Raw genomic sequence first — 24,178 nt, 5'->3', positions numbered from 1 at the left:
TAACTGACTATCGGTACGATGAGAAGGAGGGGAAGGGGGATTGAACCATGATATTCCTGGCGATACAGCAACTTTCCCGATTAGTGTCGTAAAAGATTTGACTAGGCTATCGGCACGGCAGATAAGGTATTACGAAAAACAAGGCCTGATTGAGCCGGTTAGAAATGAAGGAAACAGGCGGGTATATTCCTTGAATGATATCAACCGTTTAAAGGAAATAAAGGAATTGATCGATAAAGGAATAAATATTGCTGGCATAAAAGCAATGCTTGAAGACTAAATAGCACGATGGTAGCGGATGAGTCATTTCATGGAAGAAAAGCGCTGCAAAAAAATGCTGGGAACCAAAAAAGCTGATGCATGTCTCGCCGGGATGGCGGCGGCATGCATCAGCTTTTGAATGGAGGGATGTTGCGGGGACAATCCTCTACATTGACCGGGAGATGGCCGGGTTGAGCCTAGTCGGTCCTGTTTGCCGGAAAGTCGCTCTACTTCGAAGAGAAGTTGATCTGCTTTGCTGAAAGTTGCTCAAGTTGGGCCAAGTCGTTCTACTTTGCCGAAACAGTCAATGCCCGGTCGCTTCCGCTTTTCTTGTCCAGCTGCGGGCACCTAGCAACTAGCATGACTTCCCTCCCTGTCGCTTCGATAAGTCAAGCTCAAAAAGAAGGAACATCTTTTTGGCTATCCTTTATCTTGGACAGGTCAGTCCAGTCTGTACGTTGCTGACCAGGCACCCTCCGCTTTTCTTCCTACCGGGTGTAGGCTCGGACGTAGGTTGGGTTTGCTGTTATATATAACCCGCTTTTAATTTGATACATATATCCCCCATCAACATAAAATCTGTCTCTAATAACGGTAAATACTTCTCCGCGGTTGACGATTACTGCTCGATCGTTCCAATCGGCTGTATTATAGGTCCATAGAGAATCGGCGAGAATTTCGATATATTTTTGCCCGGTTCCTCCACCACCATCATCATTAAAGTTAATATTGAAGAAACGGCATATGGCTTTAGCGTGGGCTCTGGCTATATTAGCAACGTACACTGCCTGATTAGATCCAAAAATTCTTTCAAAGTCGGCATTATTAGTCATAAATCCATTTTCTGTCAATACTGCAGTCATGTTGGTTTCCCGGCAAATATGAAGGTTCGTCCAGCTATTTGGCTGGCTTGCGTGGAGTCCTGTGCCGTGTGTATTGTAACCAGCGTTTGTAACTTCCTCTACATACAGCTCAGCCAGTCTTCTAGCTGCGCTCGACGTGTACCAATAAAATGCGCAACGCCCTTCTGCACTGGTAGAAGAACTTGCATTGGCATGGATGGACCAAACGAGATCAACATTTTGCGAATTGTAATAATTCGTTCGCTGTGTCAGGCCAACCTCTGGTGAAAACGGCTGTTGATATAGCAGTGTGCTAATCCCATTGTAGTTAAGCAGCCTGTCCAATTCCTGGGCAACAAGCGAATTGAAATCATGCTCTTCATAAACGATGCCATTACGGACCACCCCTTTACCACCGCCATTTTCCCATGTGTTCGAACCATGACCGATATCAATTGCTACTCGTACCATAAAATCATCTCTCCTTCACCTTTTTGGATTTATCAGGCGAGCGGCTCGGAATTATTTAATATCCTTTACTGGTGAGCCAGCCGCTTGATACTTAATAAAGAAAAAGCTGGGTCCAATTTAACAACCCATAGAAGCATTTTTCTTTTCAAACTATTATAAGCAGCTGGAAAAGTTATGAGACGACGAACACCATGTATCTTCGAAAGATTGCTTCAACAGTCTATTTACTTGATGCGGACCTATGTGCAAGATAACGACATAAAAATGACTGTCTGTAAAAAAAGACAGCCTTTCAATACTTTTGTATTCCTTCCTGAACCAATAGGGAATTTTTTCAAAATAGTTCCTTTATAAATATTTTGTGGCTATCTCTGCAAAATAATAGAGCTAATTATATAAAAAAGGAAGGGAATGTCATCGTGAGAAGGAATCTTATTAGCATTTGGAATTTATCGGATCCCATCTATTTTCAATGTACACGGTTAACCTATATAGATGATCCTGACAGGGGTTTTAAAAACATTTTCAGGGTTCGGCTTACTTCTTATCAAGGTAAACCAATCACTCTTTCAGATGGAACAGTCATCAATAAGCACGATAAACTAATAAAAATTCATTTGCATAATATACGGTTAATCAATGAAACCAAAGATATACAAGGGGAAGTACGCAAGGCCCGTCATATTTACAAAACTGTCCAAGCCTCTTTGCCAGGACTGGCCGATTTTTTGCGAGCCCATAAGCATCATCAGCAGATCAAAGGAGTTATTGGTATTACGGTTCTTAACCATAAACTATGCCGGAGGTTGGGGTTTGAAACTTTCGCTATTTCAAATTTTATTTATCGATGGTTTAAATTCATTATTTTTATATCCATAAATAAACTTGCCAAAGACCCATCTGCACAAGGAAAAGGAAAGCAAGAACCAAAATATTTGTTTATGTCTAAAGAAAACTTGCTTAATGCTTACAAGGAATAAGTACCAAAAGAAAAAAGCCAACCTGCCGATAAAGCTGGTTGGCTTTTAAACAACTTGTTCATTAATGAATTCTTCTGAGGCAGGAATGCGGTGAAGCGTCATTTCAGGCCTGCTGCCTAGACGGACATTAAGCCCTGTCTGTCCTAATCCCTCGCTGATATAAAAGTTTTTTCCATGATATTTTTGTAGTCCCTTTATCATATTCATTCGGACAAGCTTCCCCATTTTCACTAAGTGATAGGCTTTCGGATAAAGAATCTGTCCGCCATGAAAATGCCCGGAAAGTAAATAGTCAAAGTCGTAATCTTTCATTTCGAGGACAACATTAGGGTCATGGGTAAGCACTAATCGATAACCCGCTTCGATGCCCTTGTAAGCTTCAGCGATATCACTGCGGTTGGTGCTATAATCGTCGATACCGATAATATTTACCGGATAGCCTCCCATGTTGACCAGGCGGTTTTCATTGTGCAATACAACGCAGTTATAAGCCTCTAAGACTCTCTTTAATTCAGCTAAGTGTTCTTTACGCAGAACGTAGTCATGGTTGCCGAGTACAGCGTACATACCATAGGAAGAATTAAGTTTATTCAACACTTGCAAATAGGGGAGCAGCTTGGGAATGGTTCGCTTGCGGTCAAGGAAGTCACCTGTAAGGGCGATAAGATCGATAGGTTCGTCCTTTAATTTTTCATAAAGCGTTGCAGGGGTAATAGATATGTTTTCCAGGTGCAAATCTGACAAATGTAAAATTTGCAAGGGTTGGCCTGTTTTATTCCCATCCTTATTGGTATGCTCTATATCAAGTTTATTAAAAACAACTTGTTTTGTATTTGTATAAGCTTTTATAAAAGTATAAGTGATGATAAGTGCAACTAGTAACAAAATTAACGACATAATCAAACACCTCCGCTCTCCATTATACAGGGGAATTAGGAAAAACTTTACCGGCAATAGTTGGAAAGCGTTCTGTTTGACGCCTTAAACAGAAAGTGTCTCCTGTTCCTGAAGTCTCAACAAGGGTGAGGCAGTTTTTGTTGGCAGCACGCTTTCCAAATATCTACATGTTTAGCAAATATTAAAATAGGCCCGATGCCATTTAATTTCTGTCCAGCGAGTATACTAATCCTACTAACTTAAGGTGAAAGCGGAGGGGTTTCATTGAAGAAAGTATTAATATTGCCGTTTTTGCAGATTCCTTCCGGGCATCATCAAGTAGCCGATTCGATAATTGATGGGCTTGCTAAACTGGATAGCCGAATTGCCTGTAAAAAAATTGATATTTTAGCATACACGTTTGGAAGGATTGAAAGTATCGTCTCGGGAACATATTTAAAATGGATTCATCACTTTCCGAAAACCTACAGCTGGTTGTACCACCGTTCAGTTTATGACGGCATACAGCAGCAGAAGCAGTTTAAAGCTTATCAGCTGCTGTTCGCTTATGCCATGAAAAAAGTATTAGATGAGGAAAAACCAGATGCTGTCATCTGTACTCATGCATTGCCGTCCTATATCATGAACCAAATCAAACAAACAGAAAACATCGCTATTCCCCTCATTAATATTTATACGGACTTTTTTGCCCATCGCCTTTGGGGGATAGAACAGGTGGATATGCATCTTGTTTCCTCATTAATAATGCGTGATGATTTAATCAACAAAGGTGCCCGGCCGTCAAGCATTTATGTAACTGGCATTCCTACCCATGCAGACATCAGGCAAACGGCGCTCCAACATAATAATAATAAAGCAGTTTTAATAACAGGGGGCAGTCTGGGTGTTGGCAGGATGGAAACGTTATTAAACATTCCAGAAAAGAACCAGTATCAATATTTTGTCTTGTGCGGAAAGAATAAAAACTTATACGAAAAGCTTTGCAAACGAAAGCATGGCAGTATTATTCCGCTTCCTTATATTGACTCCAGGAAAGAAATGGATCAATTGTATGACCAAGTGAACGCGATAGTAACAAAGCCGGGTGGAGTAACGATAAGCGAATGCATTCGCAAACGAAAGCCTGCTTTCGTGTACCATGCTTTGCCTGGGCAGGAAGAAATAAACCTGCAGCACTTAAAGCAGCTTGGCATTGTGATTGATACGATCGACTGCCAAAAAAATTTGCCTATTGAAAAACAAATAACGGCGTTTTTCGAGGACAAAAACCAGCTCGAGTCGTTTCAAAAAAATCTCGATCGTTATCACAACTGCCTTTCCCACGACGCTTCCTCCCTTATCCTGGACGCGCTTCAAATGAACACGTAACTTGGTATAACCGAATTAATTTGAATCAATCTTCCCTTAATTTGAAAAAAAATAAAAATACCCCTAAATACTGTTGTAATATTAGACGATATAATGAAAGTGAGTAAAACGAAAATTATACATCGTTTTAATTTGCAACAGGAATAGGGGGAATACTAATGAAAAAAAACAAACGAAATTATTCATCTCTTAGTTTGAAAAATCGTCTGATTATAGCGTTTTTAGCTGTGCTTTTGCTTCCGAGCATCGTCATTGCTACTAGCTCATACGTCAGCTCGAAAAGCGAAGTAGAAGACCAAATGATGGAATCGGCTGAGAAAAATGTCAGCATCGTCAGCCAGACAGTGGATCAATTTGTCTCAGCCCAAATAGAGAATATTGATTACTTATCCAATGCACTGGCACCAGAAGATATCACAAATGATAATGATCCAGGAACCCGCGAGTTACTGGACACAATCCAGGAATCTAAGGGAGATGTAGAACAAACCTTTGTGGGTACAGAAACAGGCGATTTCATGAACTCACCTACATCTTTCCAAAACCCGCCAGATTATGACCCGCGTGAACGGCCATGGTACCAGCAGGCTATGGAAGAAAGCGGCGAGGTAATTGTTACTGATCCTTATGTCTCTCAATCTTCCGGGCAAGTAGTGGTTACATTGGCAAAAGCAACAGCAGACAATCAAGGCGTCGTTGCTGTTAACCTTGAGCTTGGTAAACTTACCGAAGTGATTAACGAAGTTAGTATTGGAAAGGAAGGCTACTTATTTTTACTGGATAAGACCAACCATTTTATTAGCCATCCAACCAATGAAGCCGGATCCGAAGCAACTGATGATTTTTTCCAGGATATCCAGGACGGAGAAGCAGGCAGCTTTGATTATACATTTGAAGGCGATCAAAAGAAATTAGCCTTTACGACAAGTGATGTAACCGGCTGGAAAATTGTCGGTACGATGTACCAGAGTGAAATCGATCAAGCGGTTTTGCCAATCTTTATTACTACTTTAGTTGTGATTGCCATATCGTTAGTTGTCGGCGGCCTATTGATATTCTTCATTATCCGTTCGATTAATCATCCAATTAAAGAGTTAGTCGGCGCTGCCGAGCGGATGAGTGATGGGGATCTAAGTGTACTGGTCAATCTTAAGCGCGATGATGAATTAGGCAAGCTGGGGCAAGCCTTTAACCAAATGAGGACAAATCTCAGTGATGTAATCTTGCAAGTTCGTGAAAAAGCGAGCAGCCTAGCAGCTTCATCTGAGCAATTAAATGCAAGCACTGAACAAAATACATCGGCAACCGAACAAATCTCTTCCTCTATTCAGGAAGTAGCTTCCGGAATGGACAGCCAATCTAATCGTATTGTCGAGAGTACAAGAATGGCAGAGGAGATGTCCAAGTCTATTCAGCAGATTGCGACAAGTTCGAATGAAGTATCCAGTACAACAGCTAGTGCATCATCTGCCGTTGAAGAAGGAAATAAAGCAATCGAAACGACTGTTGGCCAAATGGAATTCATCAAAGAGACAGTCAACGAATTGTCAGGCAGCATTCAAGGCCTTGGCAGCCATTCTCAGGAAATTAGCAAAATTGTCGATGTTATTACCGACATTGCTGAACAAACGAATTTATTGGCTCTAAACGCGGCGATTGAAGCAGCGCGGGCTGGTGAACATGGCAAAGGGTTTGCTGTCGTTGCGGATGAGGTGCGAAAGCTGGCAGAACAATCCGCACAGTCAACGGAACAAATCAGGCAAATGATTGGTACCATTCAAAGCGAAACAACCAATGCAGTAGAATCAATGAAGTCTGGCACTACGGAAGTGGAAAAAGGAATCGAAGTGGTTAACCATGCCGGCGAATCGTTTACAGCAATTACTGGCTTTGTCAACACGGTAACCCATCAAATCGATCAGGTAACCTCGAAAATTCAGGAAATTGCATCTGGTACTGACCAGTTTGTCGGCACCTTTGAAGAAGTCGCCAAAGTGGCAGACTTTACATCTGACGGAGCACAAAATGTTTCTGCATCAACGCAGCAGCAACTGGCTTCTATGGAAGAAATCACAGGTTCTGCAACATCCTTGTCGCAAATGGCAGAAGAACTGCAAGACCTTGTTAAACAATTTAAATTATAATTTTTTCATTAAAACAAGCCATCGACAGAATTTTCTGTCCTGGCTTGTTTTTTTGGGTTGTTTTTACATATTTCAGCGGATTAGAAAGTAGTGCAACATAATAGCTGTCTTCTCTAATGAACACTAACTGTATTTCACGCTTTAAATCAAGTATTCAGTGCTATCAGGGTCAATGGTCTTGCTTTTTTGTTGGGAAATATTGGGTGTGATTTTATCTATCTATGGAGTATTTTTCTTGATATTTCCCAACCTGGATTTAGCAGGTATTTCTATTATTTTAAAGAATTGGTAGATAAATCTTTTAAAGGAGGAATTTTATGAAAAGTAAATTGTTTGCCGGTCTGTCGCTCGTAGTCTCATTGGCAGTGTTACCTTCTATCAGCGAAGCTTCTGCCGCTGATCAGCTTGAACAAACGAAAGGATCTGCTGAGCTGAATGCTTCTGTAGAAATGGGGAGCCATGTTAAAGATGAAGTGGTCGTCAAGTTCAAAGAGAAAACAGGCAAGTCTACTCAGGCAAAAGCTTTTGAGAAGCTGAATGCCCAAGTACTTCCAGACGAAGATGGAGTGGACTCTCCATTCAAAGTATTGAAAGTAGGCAATGTCGAAGCGGTTGTGAAGGCATTGGAGAACAATCCAAACGTTGAATATGCAGAACCAAACTACACATTTAAAGCAACGTGGACACCAAATGATACGTATTATAGTAATTATCAATATGGACCTCAAAATACCTATACTAACTATGCCTGGGACATTACCAGAGGAAGCAGCGGAACAGAAATCGCAGTTCTTGACACCGGTGTCGATTACAACCATCCTGACTTGGATAGCAAGACCATTAGAGGATATGATTTCGTCGATAACGACTACACTCCGATGGACTTGAATGGACACGGAACACATGTAGCTGGAACTGCAGCCGCTGAAACAAACAACGGTGCTGGGATTGCAGGGATGGCTCCGAACACTCGTATTCTAGCTGTTCGTGTATTGGACGCAAATGGCAGCGGGTCATTGAATGATATCGCCGATGGTATCAGATACGCCGCTGATAATGGAGCAGAAGTTATTAATCTATCACTTGGCTGTAATTGTGATACACAAACACTTGAAAATGCTGTTAACTATGCTTGGAACCAAGGTTCTGTTGTTGTAGCTGCTGCTGGCAACGACGGGGTCTCCACTACATTTGAACCAGCTTCATACCATAATGTCATTGCCGTTGGAGCAGTTGATAGGAATGACCGCAGAGCTTCTTTTTCTAACTACGGTACATGGGTAGATGTTACGGCACCAGGTGTTGATATTGCAGCTACTGTTCCGAACAATGGCTACTCTTACATGTCTGGAACCTCTATGGCTTCCCCGCATGTAGCTGGCTTAGCTGGATTGCTAGCAGGACAAGGACGCAACAATTCACAAATTCGTCAAGCAATCGAACAAACAGCTGACCCAATCAGCGGAACAGGAAGCTACTTCCAACACGGAAGAATCAACTCCAACAACGCAGTAAGGTATTAAGAAAAGCGGAGGGTGCCTGGTCAGCAACGTACAGACTGGACTGACCTGTCCAAGATAAAGGATAGCCAAAAAGATGTTCCTTCTTTTTGAGCTTGACTTATCGAAGCGACAGGGAGGGAAGTCATGCTAGTTGCTAGGTGCCCGCAGCTGGACAAGAAAAGCGGAAGCGACCGGGTATTGCTGGATGGGGTGGACGGCACCGCAGGAGATAAAGGAAAGACGGCGCTTTAGCGCCGATGTTAACTTATCGGACGGAGGTGCAGAAAGCCCACAAAGCAATGGGAGCTGAAGCTAGACAAGAAAAGCGGAGGGTGCCTGGTCAGCAACGTACAGACTGCGCCCGCGCATAACAGGTGGTTCGGCGTTGCTGTATATTGCGGCGGTTTTAGGTCGAACTTCCATAAACCTTTTTAGCAGATTTTATAGACTTTAATGAGCTTCGCATCAGCGAGGCTCTTTTTTTGCGTTGGTAAAAAGAAAGAAGGATTAAATAATGCATACTAGCCAATTGATTGGAGAAACTATTGTTTGGCAGTAAATACTCCGGGGTAAAAACAACCATAAGCCTCTTCAAAAAAATTCCTTTACATATTCTCCCTTTAATGCAACCAAGGAATTATTCCCCAGATAGGAGATGAAAAGATGAATAAAAGCAGTCAAGTACCTCGTGAACAGGGACTGGATAATAGTCTAAATTTATTAAAGGAAGGCTATCTGTATATTCCTAACAGGTGCCGGCGGTTTCAATCGGATATATTTGAAACCCGATTAATGGGGCAGAAGGCAATTTGTATCAGCGGTGAAGAAGCGGCAAGAGTTTTCTATGATACTGATCTTTTTCAACGTCAAGGTGCAACACCTAAAAGAGTGCAAAAGACACTTTTTGGGCAAAATGGAATTCAATCGATGGATGGCGAAGCGCACAAACACCGCAAAAAACTGTTCATGTCGCTAATGACGAAGCAGCGTTTGAAAGTGCTTACCGATATTACCGTCGAGCAATGGCAAGCAAGTGCACTTGAGTGGGAGAAGAAGGAAGATGTTATCTTGATAGATGAAGCCAGAAAAATCATGTGCCGGGTGGCTTGTAAATGGGCCGGTGTACCATTGAAGGAATCTGAAGTTGAACAGCGGGCAAGTGATCTAGGTGACATGATTGATGCTTTTGGAGCGATTGGGCCAAGGCATCAGCGTGGCAGAAGGGCAAGATTGCGTTCCGAGGCTTGGACTAGGCAAATCATTAGGGAAATACGCAGCGGAAAGCTGAAACCGTCTGCAGAAACCGCTGCCCATGCTATGGCTTTTCACCTTGATTTGAATGGTAAACGTTTGGATACTCAAATAGCCGCTGTAGAGTTGCTGAATATTCTCCGACCGATTGTAGCAATTGCCCGGTTTATTGCCTTTGGTGCTGTCGCTATCCATCAACACCCGGAAATGCGCAGCAAAGTGGCAAGCAATCAAGGCAATTACCGGCAAATGTTTGTACAGGAAATTCGCCGTTTTTATCCATTCGGTCCTTTTACAGGTGCTAAAGTGAAGAAGGATTTCACCTGGCGTCAGCATCCATTTAATAAAGGAACATTGGTTCTGCTCGATATTTATGGAACCAATCACCATCCAAATATTTGGGAAAGACCAGAGGAATTCCGCCCGGAGCGTTTTCAAGGCTGGGAGGGCAGCCCATTTAATTTCATTCCCCAGGGTGGCGGGGAATATGACATGGGTCACCGCTGTGCAGGTGAATGGGTTACCATTGATATCATGAACAGTAGCTTAGCTTTTATGACAAAATACATTGACTACGAAGTTCCAGCTCAGGATCTTAGTATTAACATGGCAAGGATGCCAGCAATGCCCAAAAGCGGTTTCGTCCTCAGCAATGTCCGGTTAAACACTACAAACAGTTAATCTAATTATTTAAAAAGTGTTGGCTGAAGCGTTATGCTAAGCCGACACTTTTTTTATATGCCTGGCTATAAGTGGAGCGAAAATCAGAGGAAGAGGATCGACAAAGAGCTGAAGTAGAGCGAAAATCCGGAAAAGTAGATCAACTAAAACAAAGTGGAGCAAAATCAGAGGAAGAGGATCAACAAAGAGCTGAAGTAGAGCGAAAACCCGGGAAAGTAGATCAACTAAGACAAAGTAGCGCGAAAATCAGAGGAAGAGGATCAACAAAGAGCTGAAGTAGAGCGAAAATCCGGAAAAGCAGATCAACTAAGACAAAGTGGAGCGAAAATCAGAGGAAGAGGATCGACAAAGAGTTGAAGTAGAGCGAAAACCTGGAAAAGCAGATCAACTAAGGGAAAGTAGCGCGAAAATCAGAGGAAGAGGATCAACAAAGAGCTGAAGTAGAGCGAAAACCTGGAAAAGTAGATCAACTAAAACAAAGTGGAGCGAAAATCCGGAAAAGTAGATCAACTAAGGGAAAGAAGGTCGGGCACCGAAAAAGCAGTTCGACACCAGGTGCAATTGAACGTCTCATCCTCTCTGATATAAAAGATAGAATTTTCAGTAAATAAATGATTGAAATTTTGTCGAATAATTGTATAGTTATATAAAGGGGGGGATCGATATGAAGTGGGAAGTGCCGCCTCATAGCAGTAATGGAATCAAATTGATTGGGACTGATAAGGTAAATAAAGAGATCTTTCTTCACTTTATCGGTTCAGGGGTGTCAAGAGAGAGGGTCCGTTTAAGTCACGTTCAATATGAAAGCAAGGAGATTCAGGAGTACGTTTCGATGTATCTAGCAAAGATTCTATCGGGTGTCTATGATATGAATTTGACGAATAGAATGTAGAAGGAAAGGCTGTCCCTGGATAATCTGCCGGCATGAAGAGTAGTTGGCGATGGGTGCGGGAGAGCCTTTATTTCTAATAAGTACCTATTTAAAAAGCTTTCTGATTGCTTTTCCGGCTGCTTTTCCAGCTGTACGTCTGCCGATTCTTTTTCCTGCTCTGCCTTTTTTTACAGCATCTACGTCGTTCCAGACGCGAAGAATTTTATAAATCGTTGATTTCACGCTCATTTCTTTCACCTCTCAATGGAAGATACTTAAATTATAGCAAATTTATCATCACTAGCTAAACCGGTCAATAACAGAAAAAAACTTGGATAGCAGTTGCCTATCCAAGTTTTTTCTGTGCTGGCATTAAGGGAAATCAGCCCCTGACCCCGATGAAATGGAGAGCCTGCGGTACGGAACCAAATGTTTTGATATTGAATTTGATGCCAAGCTGGGTAGCAACCTGTGCGAGGTCCGGCCTCATTCCGGTGATGATTGTTTGAATGCCCAGCAAGCGGATCGTTTCATTAATTTTAAAAAGATAATCCGCTACATATGTATCTAAATTAATTATTCCGGAAAAGTCGAGGATCAGCCATTGGATGTTCAGTTCGGCTACTTTAGCAGGGATGTGATCTAAAAATTGCTGAGCCCGCTCTGTTTCAATGGAACCTATTAAAGGAAGGACAGCTATGCCTTCCAATATGGGTACTACTGGCGAGGCTAGTTCATTGATTTCTTTTAGTACAGTTTCCAGGGATTTTTCCGTTTCCTTCCGGTCAGTAATGTCTCTGAATACAGACTGAACGGCCCTCGTCCCGGCAAAATCTACCTTGTTACAATTCACTTCTACATCAATAGTAGTGCCATCTGGTCTTTTAATGACCTGTTCACTAGTTTCAGCAGGGGCGTCGCCGTTCATCACCTGATCGACTAGGGCTTTTACTTGTTCATGAAAATCGTCACGAATAAAATCCAATAAATGCCTGCCGATTAGATCCTCTTTATTCTCGCCTAACAGGTCAGCTCCAGATTGGTTAATATAAACAATGATATAATCTGAATGGACGATAATCGACTCGACAAGCCGTTCGATGATCTGCTTGTATGCCTGGTTTTCCTCTAGAGAGGAATCGCTATTGAAACTCCCCATTTCCCCCTTCAACTCCCTTCATAAAAAGTCTTCCATTTTAACCACAATGACACACCTTAGCATGGTTGTCTATGGACTTTAGAATCATTCGGCTGTTATCTATAATAAATTAATTTTAGTATTTTGCGCTATTTCCATTTTGGCCCTTTTTAAGAAGATCGAATTGATTAAGGGCATCATCTAGCCTCTGGGAGAGTTTTAAAATTTCTGGACTGTCGGGATTAAATTGAAATACTTGATACATCCTCACACGGAGGTTTTCTATCTTTTTTTCCATTTCCTCTATCTCTTTCATTTTTCATCCCCCTTTGAATACAACTAAAGGTAATGGAACGTGTGTTCTTTCAGTTGTTATTTGACATTATAATTTATTTTCCGGTAAAAAAACATCAAAACTTTAAAAAATACAGAAATCACTGGATATGGTATAGTGGAAATAACTTTACCATGGAGGTGGATATTTTGGCAGAAAAGCAATCAGCCATAGGATATATCGGTACATATACGAATGGTGAGAGTAAAGGAATTTACTCGTTTCAGTTGGACCGGGTACATCAAAAACTGACTATTCTTGATGCGGCAGCCCATGCAGGCAAGCCAACTTATTTAACGATAAGTGATAACAACCGCTACCTGTATTCGGTAGTACAGGAGGATGGAAATGGCGGAGCGGCAGCATATTCTATTGGAAGCAATGGTGCTCTGGCTCCTATCAATAAACAGCTTTTAGAGGGCGCTGCTCCGTGTCATATCAGTGTCGACAGCAGTAATCAGCAGCTGGTGACTGCTAACTATCATAAAGGTACTGTAGAATCCTATTTAATTGAAAAGGATTCTGGAGCAATTCAGCCTGCAGTATCGGTGGTTGAACAAAATGGCTCTGGTCCGCACGAGCGGCAAGAGAAGCCGCATGTGCATTTCTCCGGCTTCACCCCAGACGAAAAATATGTCATTGTTGTCGACTTAGGCAGCGATACTGTTAAGACCTATCAAAGCAACAATGGCAAGCTAGTTGAGGCCAGCTGCTTTAACACAAAACCAGGAGCGGGTCCAAGACATATTGTATTTCATCCAAATGGTAAATTTGCCTATGTGATGACCGAACTAAGTTCAGAAGTTATCGTGCTTGCGTATAATCAGCAAAATGGAAGCTTTCATGAGATTCAAACAATAGCGACGATTCCTGCTGATTTCACTGAAAACAATCAAGGAAGCGCGATACATATTTCTGCTGATGGTCGTTTTATTTACGCTGGCAACCGCGGCCACAATAGCATCGCCTTGTTTGCAGTGGACGAACCAGAAGGGAAGCTTTCATTTGTGGAGCGTTACTCTACAGAAGGCGATTGGCCTCGTGATTTTTGTCTTGATCCGACTGAAAACTATATGGTGGCATCTAACCAGAACTCCAGCAGCCTGACGTTGTTTTCCAGGAATCTGGATACAGGGAAATTAGAACTTCTGCAAAAAGATGTCGAGGTACCTAATCCTGTTTGCGTAAAATTCTTACAAGATTGATTCAAAAAAGCCCAGATCGAAACGATTTTGTCGATCTAGGCTTTTTTGTGTGCTTTTCAGGAGAAACAGCACTTTCATTAAACGATGTTTCAGCTGTTTCCTGCTATGGAGTTTTGTCCTCGACGATTCGTTTTTTAGGCTTCTTTTTACCATACAATAGTCCTCTTACTTTCTCACGGTCCTTTTTATGAGCAAGAACATACAACGTATCACCTGTTTCAAGAATTGAGCTTCCCGTCGGAGTAACGACACTACCTTCCCGGATAATGGCCGCAATCAGCGTATCTTCAGGCAAACTTAGATCCTGAAGAGAAATCCCTGTCACAGGAGCATTTTCATGGATTGTTGCTTCCATGATTTCCGACCCCGTGCGGCCCAGGGTAATTAATTCCATGCTTGGAATAATTCCTTCGCCTTTTTCTTCTGTAAGCTTCAGACTAGTTCCGAGCCATGACAATGTACTTCCTTGCACTAAGGCCGAAATCAATACAACGAAGAATACCACATTAAAAATCAGCTGGCTGTTTTCCACACCTGCCAGTGTAGGATAGGTAGCAAGAATGATTGGCACCGCGCCTTTAAGTCCAGCCCAGGATATGAAAACTTTGTCTTTGAGCCGGTACTTCATAAACATCATACTTAAGAAAACACCAATAGGACGGGCAGCGAACATTAAAATAACCGACAGTAGAATACCCTGCCAGAAGATATCAAGCAGATCTCCCGGAAAAACTAGCAGCCCTAACAGAATGAACATGATAATTTGCATCATCCAGGCAAATCCTTCGTTAAAACGAAGGATGGAAAAGCGGAACATTAATTCATTATTGCCGATAAAGACAGCCATCACATATACAGCCAGCAATCCGCTTCCTCCGACAGCGGCCGTAATAGCATAGGTGAAAATGGCGCAAGCAAGGGCAAGTACAGGATAGAGGCCTGAAGCATCGAGGGTAATCCTGTTAATAAGTTCAGTCGTTGCTTTTCCTAATAGAAGGCCGATCAGCAATCCCAGTCCCATCTGCCAAAAAAAGCTGCCAATTGCCATCCATACGGAACTTTCAGGTAGTTGTATCATTTCAATCATAGTAATGGTTAAAAACACGGCCATTGGATCATTCGTGCCTGACTCTGCTTCCAGTGTGGAGGTAATCCGTCGTTTAATATTTTTGTGGCCGAGTACAGAGAATACAGCTGCAGCATCAGTGGAGCCGACTATTGCTCCAAACAGCATGCCTTCCAGGAGGGATAAATCCAAAATGTACATTGCAGCTAAACCGGTTACTGCGGCTGTGATGAATACTCCTAAAGTTGCCAGGGAACCGGCAGCCCCCAGGATTGGCCGGATATTCGTCCATTTTGTCTGGGTGCCACCCTCGAAAAGAATGATAATAAGTGCTGTAATACCGATCAACTGGCTGAGTTTGGCATTTTCGAAAAATATGTAATTATTGAGGAACATACCAACCAATAGGAACAATACAAGGGAAGGAAGTCCGAGTCTGGATGAAAATTTAGTAGCCAGAACTCCGATGATTAACATGGATGAAAATAAGAAGATTAAGGATTGAACAGATAATTCCAACTATTTATCAACCTCTCCACATCCAGTGATTATTTGTCTATTGTTTCTATAGTTAATGATAATCTTAATCTTTTAAAATCACAAAAAAATTGTCTTGAAAGTGTAAATAAAAAACGAGCTTGAAAAATCAAGCTCGCAGGGGGGGAGTTTCTTCCTTTGCTCATAAATTGAAATAGACTACAGCCAATAGATGAGATGTATAAGTATAGTAACCGTCCTTGCATTTTTCTAAACATTATTTATCGTTGGTAATTAAAATTAAATGGACAAAATATTCCTGGACACCGACGATTAGGGAAATAAAGACAGCCCCTGCAAGAGTCACTTCAATCCCGTCGAATACTGCCGCTATAAGGAGCAGCAAAACGACAGTGGAGGCGAAATCCAGGAAAATACTCAACCAGAAAGTTTTCCGCCTTAAAAGGAGTGCTTCCATTGATACACCAATTACTGCAAGCATCAATATGGCGATAATTGTTTGCCAAATCGAATCGAATTGTACATTGCCAAAAAAGTATGTAAAGAAAACAATGATAACCGGTAAGAAAATAATTTTGATTAAAAAACTGATCATTTCTTTCCTCCTTCCTTTCCTTAGTATTTCCTACACTGAATTTGTTAAACGCCCCACTCTTGAAAATGAAAAGAAAGCAATAAACCAAAGGCATATCAACGTTTTACCGGGGGCTTTTCTCCATTTTATATAAATTGGCAGGATATTCATATTAAAAAAATAAAATTTCCCCTTCTCAAATGATAAAGCTTAGTATATACTTTTACTGTATTACTCATATTAATACAGTTAATACAGTTAAGCGGAAGCGGAGGATACGCTATGTTCGATCTCGATTTTAGAAGCCGAAAGCCGATATATGAACAGCTTGTCGACAAGCTAAAAGACCTGATTATCAATGATGTTCTCCAAGTTGATGAAAAGCTGCCTTCAGTAAGGGTCCTTGCCCAGCAGCTGACCATTAACCCGAACACTATCCAGAAAGCCTATCGGGAGCTGGAAGTACAAGGGTATATTTATTCGGTTAAAGGCAAAGGCAGTTTTGTAAATGCACTGGCTAAATCGGAAAAATCCGAAGAATTACTAAAAATAAAAGAGCAACTAGAGAAGCTGGTTGCAGAGGCTTTGTTTCTCGGTATGTCGAGTTCCGAACTGGAATTACTTATAAAAGAAATCGACGAGTCTAAAAAAAGGGGGGATCAAGGTGATCACGAGTAACAATATCAGCAAATCGTATGAAAAAGAAAATGTGTTAAACAAGGTTAATTTGCAGGTGAATAAAGGATCAATATACGGACTGCTTGGATCAAACGGTGCAGGAAAAACGACGTTACTTAAAATTATGTCAGGAATCATCAAGCAGGATAACGGAGAAATGACCATTTCAGGAAGAGAAGTGTTTGAGAATCCGCAAGTAAAAGCATCAACCTTTTTCCTGTCTGACTCGCTTTATTTTTTCTCCCAATATTCAGTGAAACAGATGGCAGACTTTTTTAAGGACATATATCCAGGTTGGGATAAGGAACGTTTTCTAAAGCTAGAAAAATTATTTCAATTAGATAAGAAGAAAAAGATCAGCCAATTTTCCAAAGGAATGCAGCGGCAGGTTGCATTCTGGCTGGCGCTATCAACAATGCCGGAATATTTGATTCTCGATGAGCCTTTTGATGGCCTCGACGCGGTAGTAAGGAAGAAAATTAAGAACCTGCTGGTCCAGGATGTGGCAGACAGGGAGATGACAATCATTATATCTTCGCATAACTTGCGGGAAGTTGAGGACATTTGTGACTATGTAGGGATTATTCATCAAGGCAGGCTGCTGTTGGAAAAGGATATTGATGATTTGAAAGCTGATATCCATAAAGTACAGATTGCTTTTCGTGAAGAACCGGAGGACACTGTGTGGAACGGATTGGAAGTTCTTTACAAGGAGAGCCGCGGCAGCGTCATGCTGGCGATTGTCAGAGGCATTGACGGGGACATCATCCAGCATTTAGAACAATACCATCCGGTCATTCTCGACTTGCTGCCGTTAACGTTGGAAGAAATTTTTGTCTATGAAATGGGGGATGCCGGTTATGCGATCGAAAACATCCTTGTTTAGTAAACAATTATTGAAACAGGATCTGTTAAGCACAGGCTGGATTGGCATTGTCTATTTCGCTGGACTGATTTTTGCCTTGCCGTTCAATATTCTGATGCGCGAGAGCGACAATCAGTTCGACTATTCGTATGAATTTGAAAACTTATTGGATTCAAATGGAGAAATACAGCTATTTCTCCATTATATCATCCCTGTGGCGTTAGGTGTGTTTTTGTTCCGGTATATGCAAGTCAAAAATGCTTCCGACTTTATTCACAGTTTGCCGCTAAAAAGGGGAAGGCTATTCAATCAGCATTTTATAGCAGGAGTATTCATGCTTATAGTCCCATTAATCATTACCGCCGTGTTGTTGGCCGTGATGCAGCCGGTGCTGGACTTGCAGGCGGTATACAGTCAAAAGGATATATGGCAGTGGTTTGCAGCATCGGCGGTTTTTACGCTGCTATTATTTTCATCAAGCGTGTTTATTGCCATGTTTACAGGAATATCGGCAGTTCAGGGGGTACTAACTTATATTTTCCTATTATTCCCGGCGGGGATTTTAGTGTTGATTTATTCGAATCTCAATTTTCTATTGTATGGGTTCCCGGGAAACTTCCTGAATGGCAGCAAAATTGCCCAGTATTCACCGCTGACCGACTTTTTAGAGTATTATAATTTCGAATTCAGCGGCTGGAAAATCGGATGTTATATAGTAATAACGCTGCTTCTCTATGGGCTGGCCCTGTTCATTTACCAAAAGCGGCCAGTCGAAGCAAGTACACAGCCGATGGTCTTCCGCCAGGCGCGCCCGATTTTTAAATATGGGGTTACAGCATGTATGATGCTGTTCGGCGGTTATTACTTCGGCGAAACAGAAAGGCAGTATGAGTGGATTATCTTCGGTTATTTACTTGGATCATTGCTTGGTTATTTAATCGCAGAAATGGTATTGCAAAAAAACTGGCGTGTGTTTGGCAAGTGGAAAGGCTACGCGGCATTTATTCTTACTGCCGTCGCCGTGTTCGTTTTACTTTCCATAGATATCACTGGATATGAAAGGCGGGTTCCTGATTCGGAAAACATTGAGTCGGTTTACTTTAGTGAGGATCAGTCATATATAAATGAAGAAAACGCGGCTGAGTTGATCCGTAAACAGGCAATCCATGAGCAGGAAACGATAGAAAACATACGTAAATTGCATGAACACTTTGTCGAGGAACCAAGCAATATTCTTTCTAGTAAACGTACTGGAGAACAGAGGGTGTTTATTAGCTATCAATTGTCTAACGGCAGTATGGTTAATCGGGAATATTACCTGGATCCAGCAAAAAATTACGAGACGTATCTGAAGCCAATTTACGAATCCGATGAATATAAAGAAATCAAGAATCGAATTTTGACAATGGATGCCGGTGTTGTTGATGAATTGGGGATTTATAATGATGCCACAAGACAAAAAACAGCTGCTGTAGTAGATCCTGTTAAAGTCGCTAATGCGATTAAGTTGTTGAAGCAGGATATTTATGACCAGTCTTATCAGGAAATGGTTAGTCCACTGGATACGATGGCATATATTGTAGTTTCGGTTGGTGAAAATACTACTTACCACCTCCCGATTTTAAGAAGCTATGAGCGGTTCGGCCAATGGCTGAAGGAGAATGACTTATATGACAAGTCGGTTATACAGGCGGAGGATGTCTCCCATGCTTTGATTTTAGATAATAGAATAGAAAGAACCGATCCTTACAGGATATTAATGGAACAACAGAACAGCGATAACGGGCTAGTCATCGAGGACAACCAGCAGCTGCAGGAGGCGCTGGAATCAACTGTAGCTGATAGATACCAATATCGCATAAACAATAACGGTTATATTGTAGGTTTCTATTTTGATAATGACGATTATCCGGTTATCCGGTCATTTTCCAAAGACCATGTGCCTGCATTCGTAAAGGATTATTTTGAAAATCAGTAGAAGGGGAGAAAAATATGGACAAATCTGTAACGGCGGAAGGAGTATGCTTTGAAGCCGTTTATCGGGAGTATTACCAACGGATGTATATCGTTTCTATGGGAATTACAAAGAATCGCTGCCTGGCGGAAGATGTTGTTCAGGATGCGTTTATCAAGGCATTAAAGCATTTTGATAAGTTACGCGATCAAAGTAAGCTTGGTGCTTGGCTGACAAGCATTGCTTACCGGACTGCCATTGATGCTATTAGAAGAGAAAACAAGCGGACGTATATCCCACTGGAGGATGTTTATTTAACCAGCCAGGAAAGCTGCTCCGAGGAAACACAAGTAGAAAAAGAAGTGGAGAATAAATTGACAGAGGAACAAATCAAACAGCAGGTAACCCTGTTAAGTCCTAAGCTCCGCAAAGTATTCACGCTCAAATACCAAAATGATTTTACGGACATGGAAATAGCAGGAAGGCTTCAGTTGGCACTTGGTACAGTGAAAGCCCGCCTCTATAGGGCAAGAAAACGAGTGAAAGCAGGGCTGGAACAATCAGAAGAACTGGCAGACAACAAAACGATCAGTGCCTAACGGCAGACAAAGGAGAAGCTGGGAAACAGTTCCAGCCTTTGCCTTCTATTTTAGGCATGGATCTCCTGTAAGAGTTACGTTGTTGACATCTTATCTAAGGGTATATATAATTAGTCGAGTAAAATGGAGACTATCCGTTAACACGGGAGAGGTTCTTAGCTACAACCCTCTATAAAAAACTAAGGACATATGTCGTATTTTACAGCCATGTCCATTAGGGGCATGGCTTTTTGTTTGGCTACGGAGAATTTTTGGCACAATCTCCTATAACGATTAACTATTTATTATCTACCTAATAGCAGTGATAAGGAGGAAATTTTATGGCAAGACGAGATGAGGATTTAACTGACTTGACTTTGCTGGGCAGCCAGGGGACAGCATACGCTTTTGATTATACTCCTGAAGTATTGGAATCCTTTGATAATAAGCATCCGAACCGTGATTATTTTGTGAAATTCAACTGTCCAGAGTTTACTACGCTTTGTCCGAAAACAGGACAGCCGGATTTTGGTACGGTATATATTAGCTACATTCCCGATCAGAAAATGGTGGAAAGCAAATCCCTTAAACTCTATTTATTCAGTTTTCGTAATCATGGGGATTTCCACGAAGACAGCATGAATATTATTATGAATGATTTAATAGATTTAATGGATCCGCGTTATATTGAAGTATGGGGGAAATTCACTCCGCGCGGCGGCATATCGATTGATCCTTATTGTAATTATGGGAAGCCCGGGACCAAATTCGAGCAAATGGCGGACCATCGCCTGATGAACCATGACCTTTATCCGGAAAAAATCGATAATCGCTGACCGGCGAAACCTAGTTTACTGTTTTGCTTAGAGGGTATGCTTGTTCCTTTCCTTAATAGGAGGAATAATAGTTGTTTATTTATTTGAATGCATTATTTGTGGGACTTTTAATTATTTCTAACATTTTAGGCGTGAAATTGTTCAGCATCGGCGGCTTTGTCCTGCCTGCAGCGGTAATTGTTTATGTGGTGACATATTTGATTACTGATGTCATCGGGGAGGTATATGGAAAGGATGCCGCCCGCAAGACTGTCCAAGCTGGTTTTTTTACCCAAGTGTTAGCTTTGGTATTCGTCTTTATTGCTATCGTACTGCCGGCAGCACCGGTATTTGAGCTGCAGTCCGAATTTGAAACTGTCTTAGGCGGAAGCTTCCGCGTTATGCTGGCGAGCCTGCTTTCCTATATAGCAAGTCAGAATCTTGACGTTTCTATCTTTCATCGCTTAAAAGCAAAGCATGGAACAAACAAACTATGGCTGCGTAATAACCTTTCTACCATGACTAGTCAATTGATTGATACGGCGATTTTTATAACAGTAGCTTTTTGGGGAACTGTTCCTTTAAGCATTTTGTTTAGTATGATTGTGACACAGTATGTCTTCAAGCTGATAATTGCAGCAGCAGATACACCGATTGCTTATCTCCTGGTAGGGATGGGCCGCCGGCTGGAAAGAAAAAAGATATAAAGAAGCAAAGATATAATTCGCTGACTGCTGCCAAATAAATAGAAAGAAGGAGGAAATGCATCGTATTACTAAGGGGGCGTTCCTCCTTCTTTTTTGTAGCCGGGTTTTTGTTTTATTAGGACTATGGTAAGATTTAACTGTTACCAAACATTCCAAAAATTGTTGCAAACATACATGTATTTTTTATGGAGGGGATTTAGTGGCAGCCAAGGATCAGGTGATGAAGGGTGCAGAGGAATTTTATTTTGCCGGAAATGAAATCGGTGTGCTGGTGATTCACGGATTTACCGGAACAACACAGAGCGTACGGTTTTTCGGGGAGCAGCTGGCAAAAGAAGGATTCACTGTTTACGGTCCAAGACTAAAGGGGCACGGAACCGACCCTGAGGACATGGAAGCTTCCACTTATCAGGATTGGATTCATACAGTTGAAACAGGATTGGCTCGTTTGCGGGAACAATGTACTAATATATTTGTAACAGGCTTATCGATGGGAGGAACTTTGGCGCTTTACTTAGCGGAGCAATATCCCGATTTGGATGGAGTTATGCCGGTCAATGCTGCCGTGAATATCCCGGAAATGGCAGAAAATTATCGTAATCTTTCCCAGACGGATACAAGGTTTGTCCGAGGCATCGGATCAGATATAAAGAAACCTGGTGTCAACGAGCTTGCTTATCCAAAAACTCCTGTAAAGGCTATTGGTGAAATTGTTTCCTTGACCGAAATCACCAGGAAGAATCTTGCTGAAATCGCCATGCCTGTACTAATTCTCTCATCTGCAGAGGATCATGTGGTATCTCCAGATAATTCCCAGATGATTTATGAAGCTATTTCGTCCAGGGAAAAATCGATGATCGTACTGGAAAACAGCTATCATGTTGTCACATTGGATAATGATAAAGAAATTGTTGCCGATAATGCAATCCAGTTTATCAAAGCGAAATGTTAATCACATTGACAGGAAGAACTACCTTTTTTATTGTAGGTGGTTCTTTTTTTGACAGATTGTAAAATACTGGTCTGAATCCGGAAAAAAAGATAGAATGGTTGGTACAAGACGGAGAGTAAAATGATTAGTAAAATTTATAAGTATCTTCTAAAAATAAAAGATGCTTTAAACAAAGGAGGCTGCAAATATTGCCTAAACGACAGAGAGGCTTTAAGATGGGCTGGTTTGGCTGGACATTGTCAGCGCTGGCTATTACACTAGTCGGCGCTTGCTTATTTTTCTATCTATTCTTTGATTTGGGAGCAAGCCAGCTTTTTAATAATGGAGAGCAAGCAGAGACAAGCAACCAACAACAAACGGATCAAGAAGGCGATGATACGCAATCCCAGGAAGAGTTAGAAGCGAAAGCTGAAGAGACCAGGGAAACAGTTGGTAAGGAATATGAGAATGTTGGAGAATTTGTTTCGGATACACATAGCTTTTATAACGATACTACTGGATATGGCCGGATTGATAATCTCGATTGGTCTGAGCAGACAGCGAAAGCTGAAGAAATTCTGGACACATTGAATGCAATGCTGCCTGAAGTAGAAGACGAAGCATTAAAAAGTGATTTACAGGAAATCGAACGGCTTGCTAATGTTTTGATTGAAGAGCAGCAAAAAGGCCAAGCTAAGAGCTTGCATCGTATGTTTCATGATCTTGATATAGCCTTGAATGATTACAAGGGAACGGACAAAATATGGGGAGTAACGAAAACGCTGCAATAATAAATAAATGATCATAATATTTTTTTCCTTAATGAAAAACGGAAGAGGTTGAAAACTTGCAAAAATTGGCGATAGCAGCAAATGAAGGTTTCAAAGGCCGTCTTCGAGTATTCTATTGATGACGCACGGAAGTAAATAGCAATGTAACAGTAGGTAATTTCCTTAATAGTATTGGATAAATGCTAGTACTGCGCTGCGGAACTACACTACGCTTTCCGCGGACGGCTGGTGAGCCTTCTCGAGCAAGCAGTCTGCGGGGTCTCAGCGAGGCCTTTCCTCCCACAGGAGTCTCCGTGGATTTCCTTCTCTGTAAGTCTGTGTATTATCTTTAACCAACAGCCGTATCAGTGCAGGCGCCCGCAGGGTATTTTAAATAGTAGAAAAGAAAAATCGAACGAGTTCGAATCCGAAGGATTTCGAAATCATCGTTCGATTTTTGCTTAGCCACTATCCTTTTGTCCTAACCTTTTTGCCATATCTCAGGTTTACTTTTTATTTCAAAGTAAAACCTCAGTCTTCCATTTCACATTAATTAAGAATTGTTATTTTTGTTTTGCTGTTGGCGGCCGCGTGTTTCTCCGCCTTTTTTACCGATTTCCTCGTAAAATTCTTCATCATGGTTTCGGGAAGTAGTTTTTCCACCCTTTTTACCAATTTCTTCATAGAATTCCTGGTCATGATTTTTAGAAGTAGTTTCTCCGCCTTTGCGTCCTGCTTCTTCTACAGACATTTTCTTGTTATTGTTCTTGTCAGCCATTCTATAAAACTCCTTTCAT

At 41.5% G+C, this 24,178-nt stretch carries 24 protein-coding genes and 1 riboswitch; of the genes, 16 read left to right on the top strand and 8 right to left on the bottom strand.

Annotated elements, in window-relative coordinates; all coding sequences use genetic code 11:
- Nucleotides 1-40 precede the first annotated feature (40 nt).
- Nucleotides 41-280 carry a MerR family transcriptional regulator gene (locus BLR93_RS04675; RefSeq protein ID WP_093211669.1) on the top strand — a complete coding sequence of 80 codons (240 nt, stop codon included), beginning with the start codon at nucleotides 41-43 and terminating at the stop codon, nucleotides 278-280.
- 469 nt (nucleotides 281-749) lie between these two features.
- On the opposite strand, the gene BLR93_RS04670 is transcribed toward BLR93_RS04675, so the two are convergent.
- Nucleotides 750-1,574: an N-acetylmuramoyl-L-alanine amidase gene (locus BLR93_RS04670; RefSeq protein ID WP_093211667.1), complete on the bottom strand. Its 825-nt coding sequence runs from the start codon at nucleotides 1,572-1,574 to the stop codon at nucleotides 750-752.
- 419 nt (nucleotides 1,575-1,993) lie between these two features.
- Between BLR93_RS04670 and BLR93_RS04665 the strand changes: the two genes are divergently transcribed.
- Nucleotides 1,994-2,554, top strand: coding sequence for a YkoP family protein (locus BLR93_RS04665; protein ID WP_093211665.1), 561 nt, complete (start codon nucleotides 1,994-1,996; stop codon nucleotides 2,552-2,554).
- 45 nt (nucleotides 2,555-2,599) lie between these two features.
- Here the strand turns inward: BLR93_RS04665 and BLR93_RS04660 are convergent, their stop codons facing one another.
- Nucleotides 2,600-3,451, bottom strand: coding sequence for a metallophosphoesterase (locus BLR93_RS04660; protein ID WP_093211663.1), 852 nt, complete (start codon nucleotides 3,449-3,451; stop codon nucleotides 2,600-2,602).
- Between the two features lie 264 nt (nucleotides 3,452-3,715).
- On the opposite strand from BLR93_RS04660, the gene BLR93_RS04655 reads away from it, so the two are divergent.
- From BLR93_RS04655 to BLR93_RS04630, 5 genes are all read left to right on the top strand, one after another.
- Nucleotides 3,716-4,819 (top strand): MGDG synthase family glycosyltransferase, encoded by a 1,104-nt coding sequence (locus BLR93_RS04655; protein WP_093211661.1) that lies wholly within the window; start codon nucleotides 3,716-3,718, stop codon nucleotides 4,817-4,819.
- 158 nt (nucleotides 4,820-4,977) lie between these two features.
- The gene (locus BLR93_RS04650) at nucleotides 4,978-6,963 is read left to right on the top strand and encodes a methyl-accepting chemotaxis protein (RefSeq protein ID WP_093211659.1); all 1,986 of its coding nucleotides are present in this window, start codon (nucleotides 4,978-4,980) and stop codon (nucleotides 6,961-6,963) included.
- Nucleotides 6,964-7,280: 317 nt separating this feature from the next.
- Nucleotides 7,281-8,486 (top strand): S8 family peptidase, encoded by a 1,206-nt coding sequence (locus BLR93_RS04645; RefSeq protein WP_093211658.1) that lies wholly within the window; start codon nucleotides 7,281-7,283, stop codon nucleotides 8,484-8,486.
- Nucleotides 8,487-9,128: 642 nt separating this feature from the next.
- On the top strand, nucleotides 9,129-10,397 hold the full coding sequence (cypC, locus tag BLR93_RS04640) for a CYP152 family fatty-acid peroxygenase CypC (protein WP_093211656.1): 1,269 nt from the start codon (nucleotides 9,129-9,131) through the stop codon (nucleotides 10,395-10,397).
- Between the two features lie 664 nt (nucleotides 10,398-11,061).
- Nucleotides 11,062-11,289: a hypothetical protein gene (locus BLR93_RS04630; protein ID WP_093211652.1), complete on the top strand. Its 228-nt coding sequence runs from the start codon at nucleotides 11,062-11,064 to the stop codon at nucleotides 11,287-11,289.
- Nucleotides 11,290-11,373: 84 nt separating this feature from the next.
- On the opposite strand, the gene BLR93_RS17930 is transcribed toward BLR93_RS04630, so the two are convergent.
- The 3 genes from BLR93_RS17930 to BLR93_RS04620 all read right to left on the bottom strand — a co-directional run bounded on the left by BLR93_RS17930 (nucleotide 11,374) and on the right by BLR93_RS04620 (nucleotide 12,722).
- Nucleotides 11,374-11,517 (bottom strand): hypothetical protein, encoded by a 144-nt coding sequence (locus tag BLR93_RS17930; RefSeq protein ID WP_175559244.1) that lies wholly within the window; start codon nucleotides 11,515-11,517, stop codon nucleotides 11,374-11,376.
- Nucleotides 11,518-11,650: 133 nt separating this feature from the next.
- Nucleotides 11,651-12,427, bottom strand: a complete 777-nt coding sequence (locus tag BLR93_RS04625; RefSeq protein ID WP_093211650.1) for a PAS domain S-box protein — start codon at nucleotides 12,425-12,427, stop codon at nucleotides 11,651-11,653.
- A 115-nt stretch (nucleotides 12,428-12,542) separates the two neighbouring features.
- Complete coding sequence (locus tag BLR93_RS04620) at nucleotides 12,543-12,722, bottom strand: aspartyl-phosphate phosphatase Spo0E family protein (protein ID WP_093211648.1); 180 nt, start codon at nucleotides 12,720-12,722, stop codon at nucleotides 12,543-12,545.
- A gap of 167 nt (nucleotides 12,723-12,889) precedes the next feature.
- Between BLR93_RS04620 and BLR93_RS04615 the strand changes: the two genes are divergently transcribed.
- Nucleotides 12,890-13,945: a lactonase family protein gene (locus BLR93_RS04615; protein ID WP_245690061.1), complete on the top strand. Its 1,056-nt coding sequence runs from the start codon at nucleotides 12,890-12,892 to the stop codon at nucleotides 13,943-13,945.
- A gap of 103 nt (nucleotides 13,946-14,048) precedes the next feature.
- Here the strand turns inward: BLR93_RS04615 and BLR93_RS04610 are convergent, their stop codons facing one another.
- The gene (locus BLR93_RS04610; protein ID WP_093211646.1) at nucleotides 14,049-15,530 is read right to left on the bottom strand and encodes a potassium/proton antiporter; all 1,482 of its coding nucleotides are present in this window, start codon (nucleotides 15,528-15,530) and stop codon (nucleotides 14,049-14,051) included.
- 235 nt (nucleotides 15,531-15,765) lie between these two features.
- Nucleotides 15,766-16,104: a hypothetical protein gene (locus BLR93_RS04605; RefSeq protein WP_093211644.1), complete on the bottom strand. Its 339-nt coding sequence runs from the start codon at nucleotides 16,102-16,104 to the stop codon at nucleotides 15,766-15,768.
- 261 nt (nucleotides 16,105-16,365) lie between these two features.
- On the opposite strand from BLR93_RS04605, the gene BLR93_RS04600 reads away from it, so the two are divergent.
- The 8 genes from BLR93_RS04600 to BLR93_RS04565 all read left to right on the top strand — a co-directional run bounded on the left by BLR93_RS04600 (nucleotide 16,366) and on the right by BLR93_RS04565 (nucleotide 23,402).
- A complete protein-coding gene (locus BLR93_RS04600) occupies nucleotides 16,366-16,761 on the top strand; it encodes a GntR family transcriptional regulator (protein ID WP_093211642.1) in 396 nt (131 codons plus the stop codon).
- Nucleotides 16,748-17,647: an ABC transporter ATP-binding protein gene (locus tag BLR93_RS04595; protein ID WP_093211640.1), complete on the top strand. Its 900-nt coding sequence runs from the start codon at nucleotides 16,748-16,750 to the stop codon at nucleotides 17,645-17,647. The genes BLR93_RS04600 and BLR93_RS04595 overlap by 14 nt, the downstream gene beginning before the upstream one ends.
- Entirely contained in the window at nucleotides 17,622-19,604 is a 1,983-nt protein-coding gene (locus BLR93_RS04590; RefSeq protein WP_093211638.1) for a DUF6449 domain-containing protein, read from the top strand. The genes BLR93_RS04595 and BLR93_RS04590 overlap by 26 nt, the downstream gene beginning before the upstream one ends.
- A 14-nt stretch (nucleotides 19,605-19,618) precedes the next feature.
- The gene (locus BLR93_RS04585; protein ID WP_093211636.1) at nucleotides 19,619-20,179 is read left to right on the top strand and encodes an RNA polymerase sigma factor; all 561 of its coding nucleotides are present in this window, start codon (nucleotides 19,619-19,621) and stop codon (nucleotides 20,177-20,179) included.
- Nucleotides 20,180-20,321: 142 nt separating this feature from the next.
- Nucleotides 20,322-20,368: riboswitch (PreQ1 riboswitch) on the top strand.
- A 131-nt stretch (nucleotides 20,369-20,499) separates the two neighbouring features.
- Nucleotides 20,500-20,994 (top strand): preQ(1) synthase, encoded by a 495-nt coding sequence (gene queF, locus BLR93_RS04580; protein WP_093211634.1) that lies wholly within the window; start codon nucleotides 20,500-20,502, stop codon nucleotides 20,992-20,994.
- A gap of 71 nt (nucleotides 20,995-21,065) precedes the next feature.
- Nucleotides 21,066-21,680 (top strand): queuosine precursor transporter, encoded by a 615-nt coding sequence (locus BLR93_RS04575; protein ID WP_093211632.1) that lies wholly within the window; start codon nucleotides 21,066-21,068, stop codon nucleotides 21,678-21,680.
- A 199-nt stretch (nucleotides 21,681-21,879) separates the two neighbouring features.
- On the top strand, nucleotides 21,880-22,632 hold the full coding sequence (locus BLR93_RS04570) for an alpha/beta hydrolase (RefSeq protein WP_245690060.1): 753 nt from the start codon (nucleotides 21,880-21,882) through the stop codon (nucleotides 22,630-22,632).
- A gap of 188 nt (nucleotides 22,633-22,820) precedes the next feature.
- Nucleotides 22,821-23,402, top strand: coding sequence for a hypothetical protein (locus BLR93_RS04565; RefSeq protein ID WP_093211630.1), 582 nt, complete (start codon nucleotides 22,821-22,823; stop codon nucleotides 23,400-23,402).
- A gap of 532 nt (nucleotides 23,403-23,934) precedes the next feature.
- Here BLR93_RS04565 and BLR93_RS04560 read toward each other — a convergent pair.
- On the bottom strand, nucleotides 23,935-24,159 hold the full coding sequence (locus tag BLR93_RS04560) for a KGG domain-containing protein (RefSeq protein ID WP_093211628.1): 225 nt from the start codon (nucleotides 24,157-24,159) through the stop codon (nucleotides 23,935-23,937).
- Nucleotides 24,160-24,178: the final 19 nt, after the last annotated feature.

Origin of the sequence: Sediminibacillus albus, assembly GCF_900101125.1 — a bacterium.
GTDB lineage: Bacteria > Bacillota > Bacilli > Bacillales > Amphibacillaceae > Sediminibacillus > Sediminibacillus albus.
The sequence above is the reverse complement of the archived record's forward strand: the minus strand, read 5'-3'. Positions and strand labels throughout refer to the sequence as shown.

Excerpts from the sequence above, each read along its gene's own strand:
- BLR93_RS04670 (WP_093211667.1), bottom strand. The coding sequence starts at position 1,574 with ATGGTACGAGTAGCAATTGATATCGGTCATGGTTCGAACACATGGGAA.
- BLR93_RS04660 (WP_093211663.1), bottom strand. The coding sequence starts at position 3,451 with ATGTCGTTAATTTTGTTACTAGTTGCACTTATCATCACTTATACTTTT.
- BLR93_RS04650 (WP_093211659.1), top strand. The coding sequence starts at position 4,978 with ATGAAAAAAAACAAACGAAATTATTCATCTCTTAGTTTGAAAAATCGT.
- BLR93_RS04645 (WP_093211658.1), top strand. The coding sequence starts at position 7,281 with ATGAAAAGTAAATTGTTTGCCGGTCTGTCGCTCGTAGTCTCATTGGCA.
- cypC (WP_093211656.1), top strand. The coding sequence starts at position 9,129 with ATGAATAAAAGCAGTCAAGTACCTCGTGAACAGGGACTGGATAATAGT.
- BLR93_RS04630 (WP_093211652.1), top strand. The coding sequence starts at position 11,062 with ATGAAGTGGGAAGTGCCGCCTCATAGCAGTAATGGAATCAAATTGATT.
- BLR93_RS17930 (WP_175559244.1), bottom strand. The coding sequence starts at position 11,517 with ATGAGCGTGAAATCAACGATTTATAAAATTCTTCGCGTCTGGAACGAC.
- BLR93_RS04625 (WP_093211650.1), bottom strand. The coding sequence starts at position 12,427 with ATGGGGAGTTTCAATAGCGATTCCTCTCTAGAGGAAAACCAGGCATAC.
- BLR93_RS04620 (WP_093211648.1), bottom strand. The coding sequence starts at position 12,722 with ATGAAAGAGATAGAGGAAATGGAAAAAAAGATAGAAAACCTCCGTGTG.
- BLR93_RS04605 (WP_093211644.1), bottom strand. The coding sequence starts at position 16,104 with ATGATCAGTTTTTTAATCAAAATTATTTTCTTACCGGTTATCATTGTT.
- BLR93_RS04600 (WP_093211642.1), top strand. The coding sequence starts at position 16,366 with ATGTTCGATCTCGATTTTAGAAGCCGAAAGCCGATATATGAACAGCTT.
- BLR93_RS04590 (WP_093211638.1), top strand. The coding sequence starts at position 17,622 with ATGCGATCGAAAACATCCTTGTTTAGTAAACAATTATTGAAACAGGAT.
- BLR93_RS04585 (WP_093211636.1), top strand. The coding sequence starts at position 19,619 with ATGGACAAATCTGTAACGGCGGAAGGAGTATGCTTTGAAGCCGTTTAT.
- queF (WP_093211634.1), top strand. The coding sequence starts at position 20,500 with ATGGCAAGACGAGATGAGGATTTAACTGACTTGACTTTGCTGGGCAGC.
- BLR93_RS04560 (WP_093211628.1), bottom strand. The coding sequence starts at position 24,159 with ATGGCTGACAAGAACAATAACAAGAAAATGTCTGTAGAAGAAGCAGGA.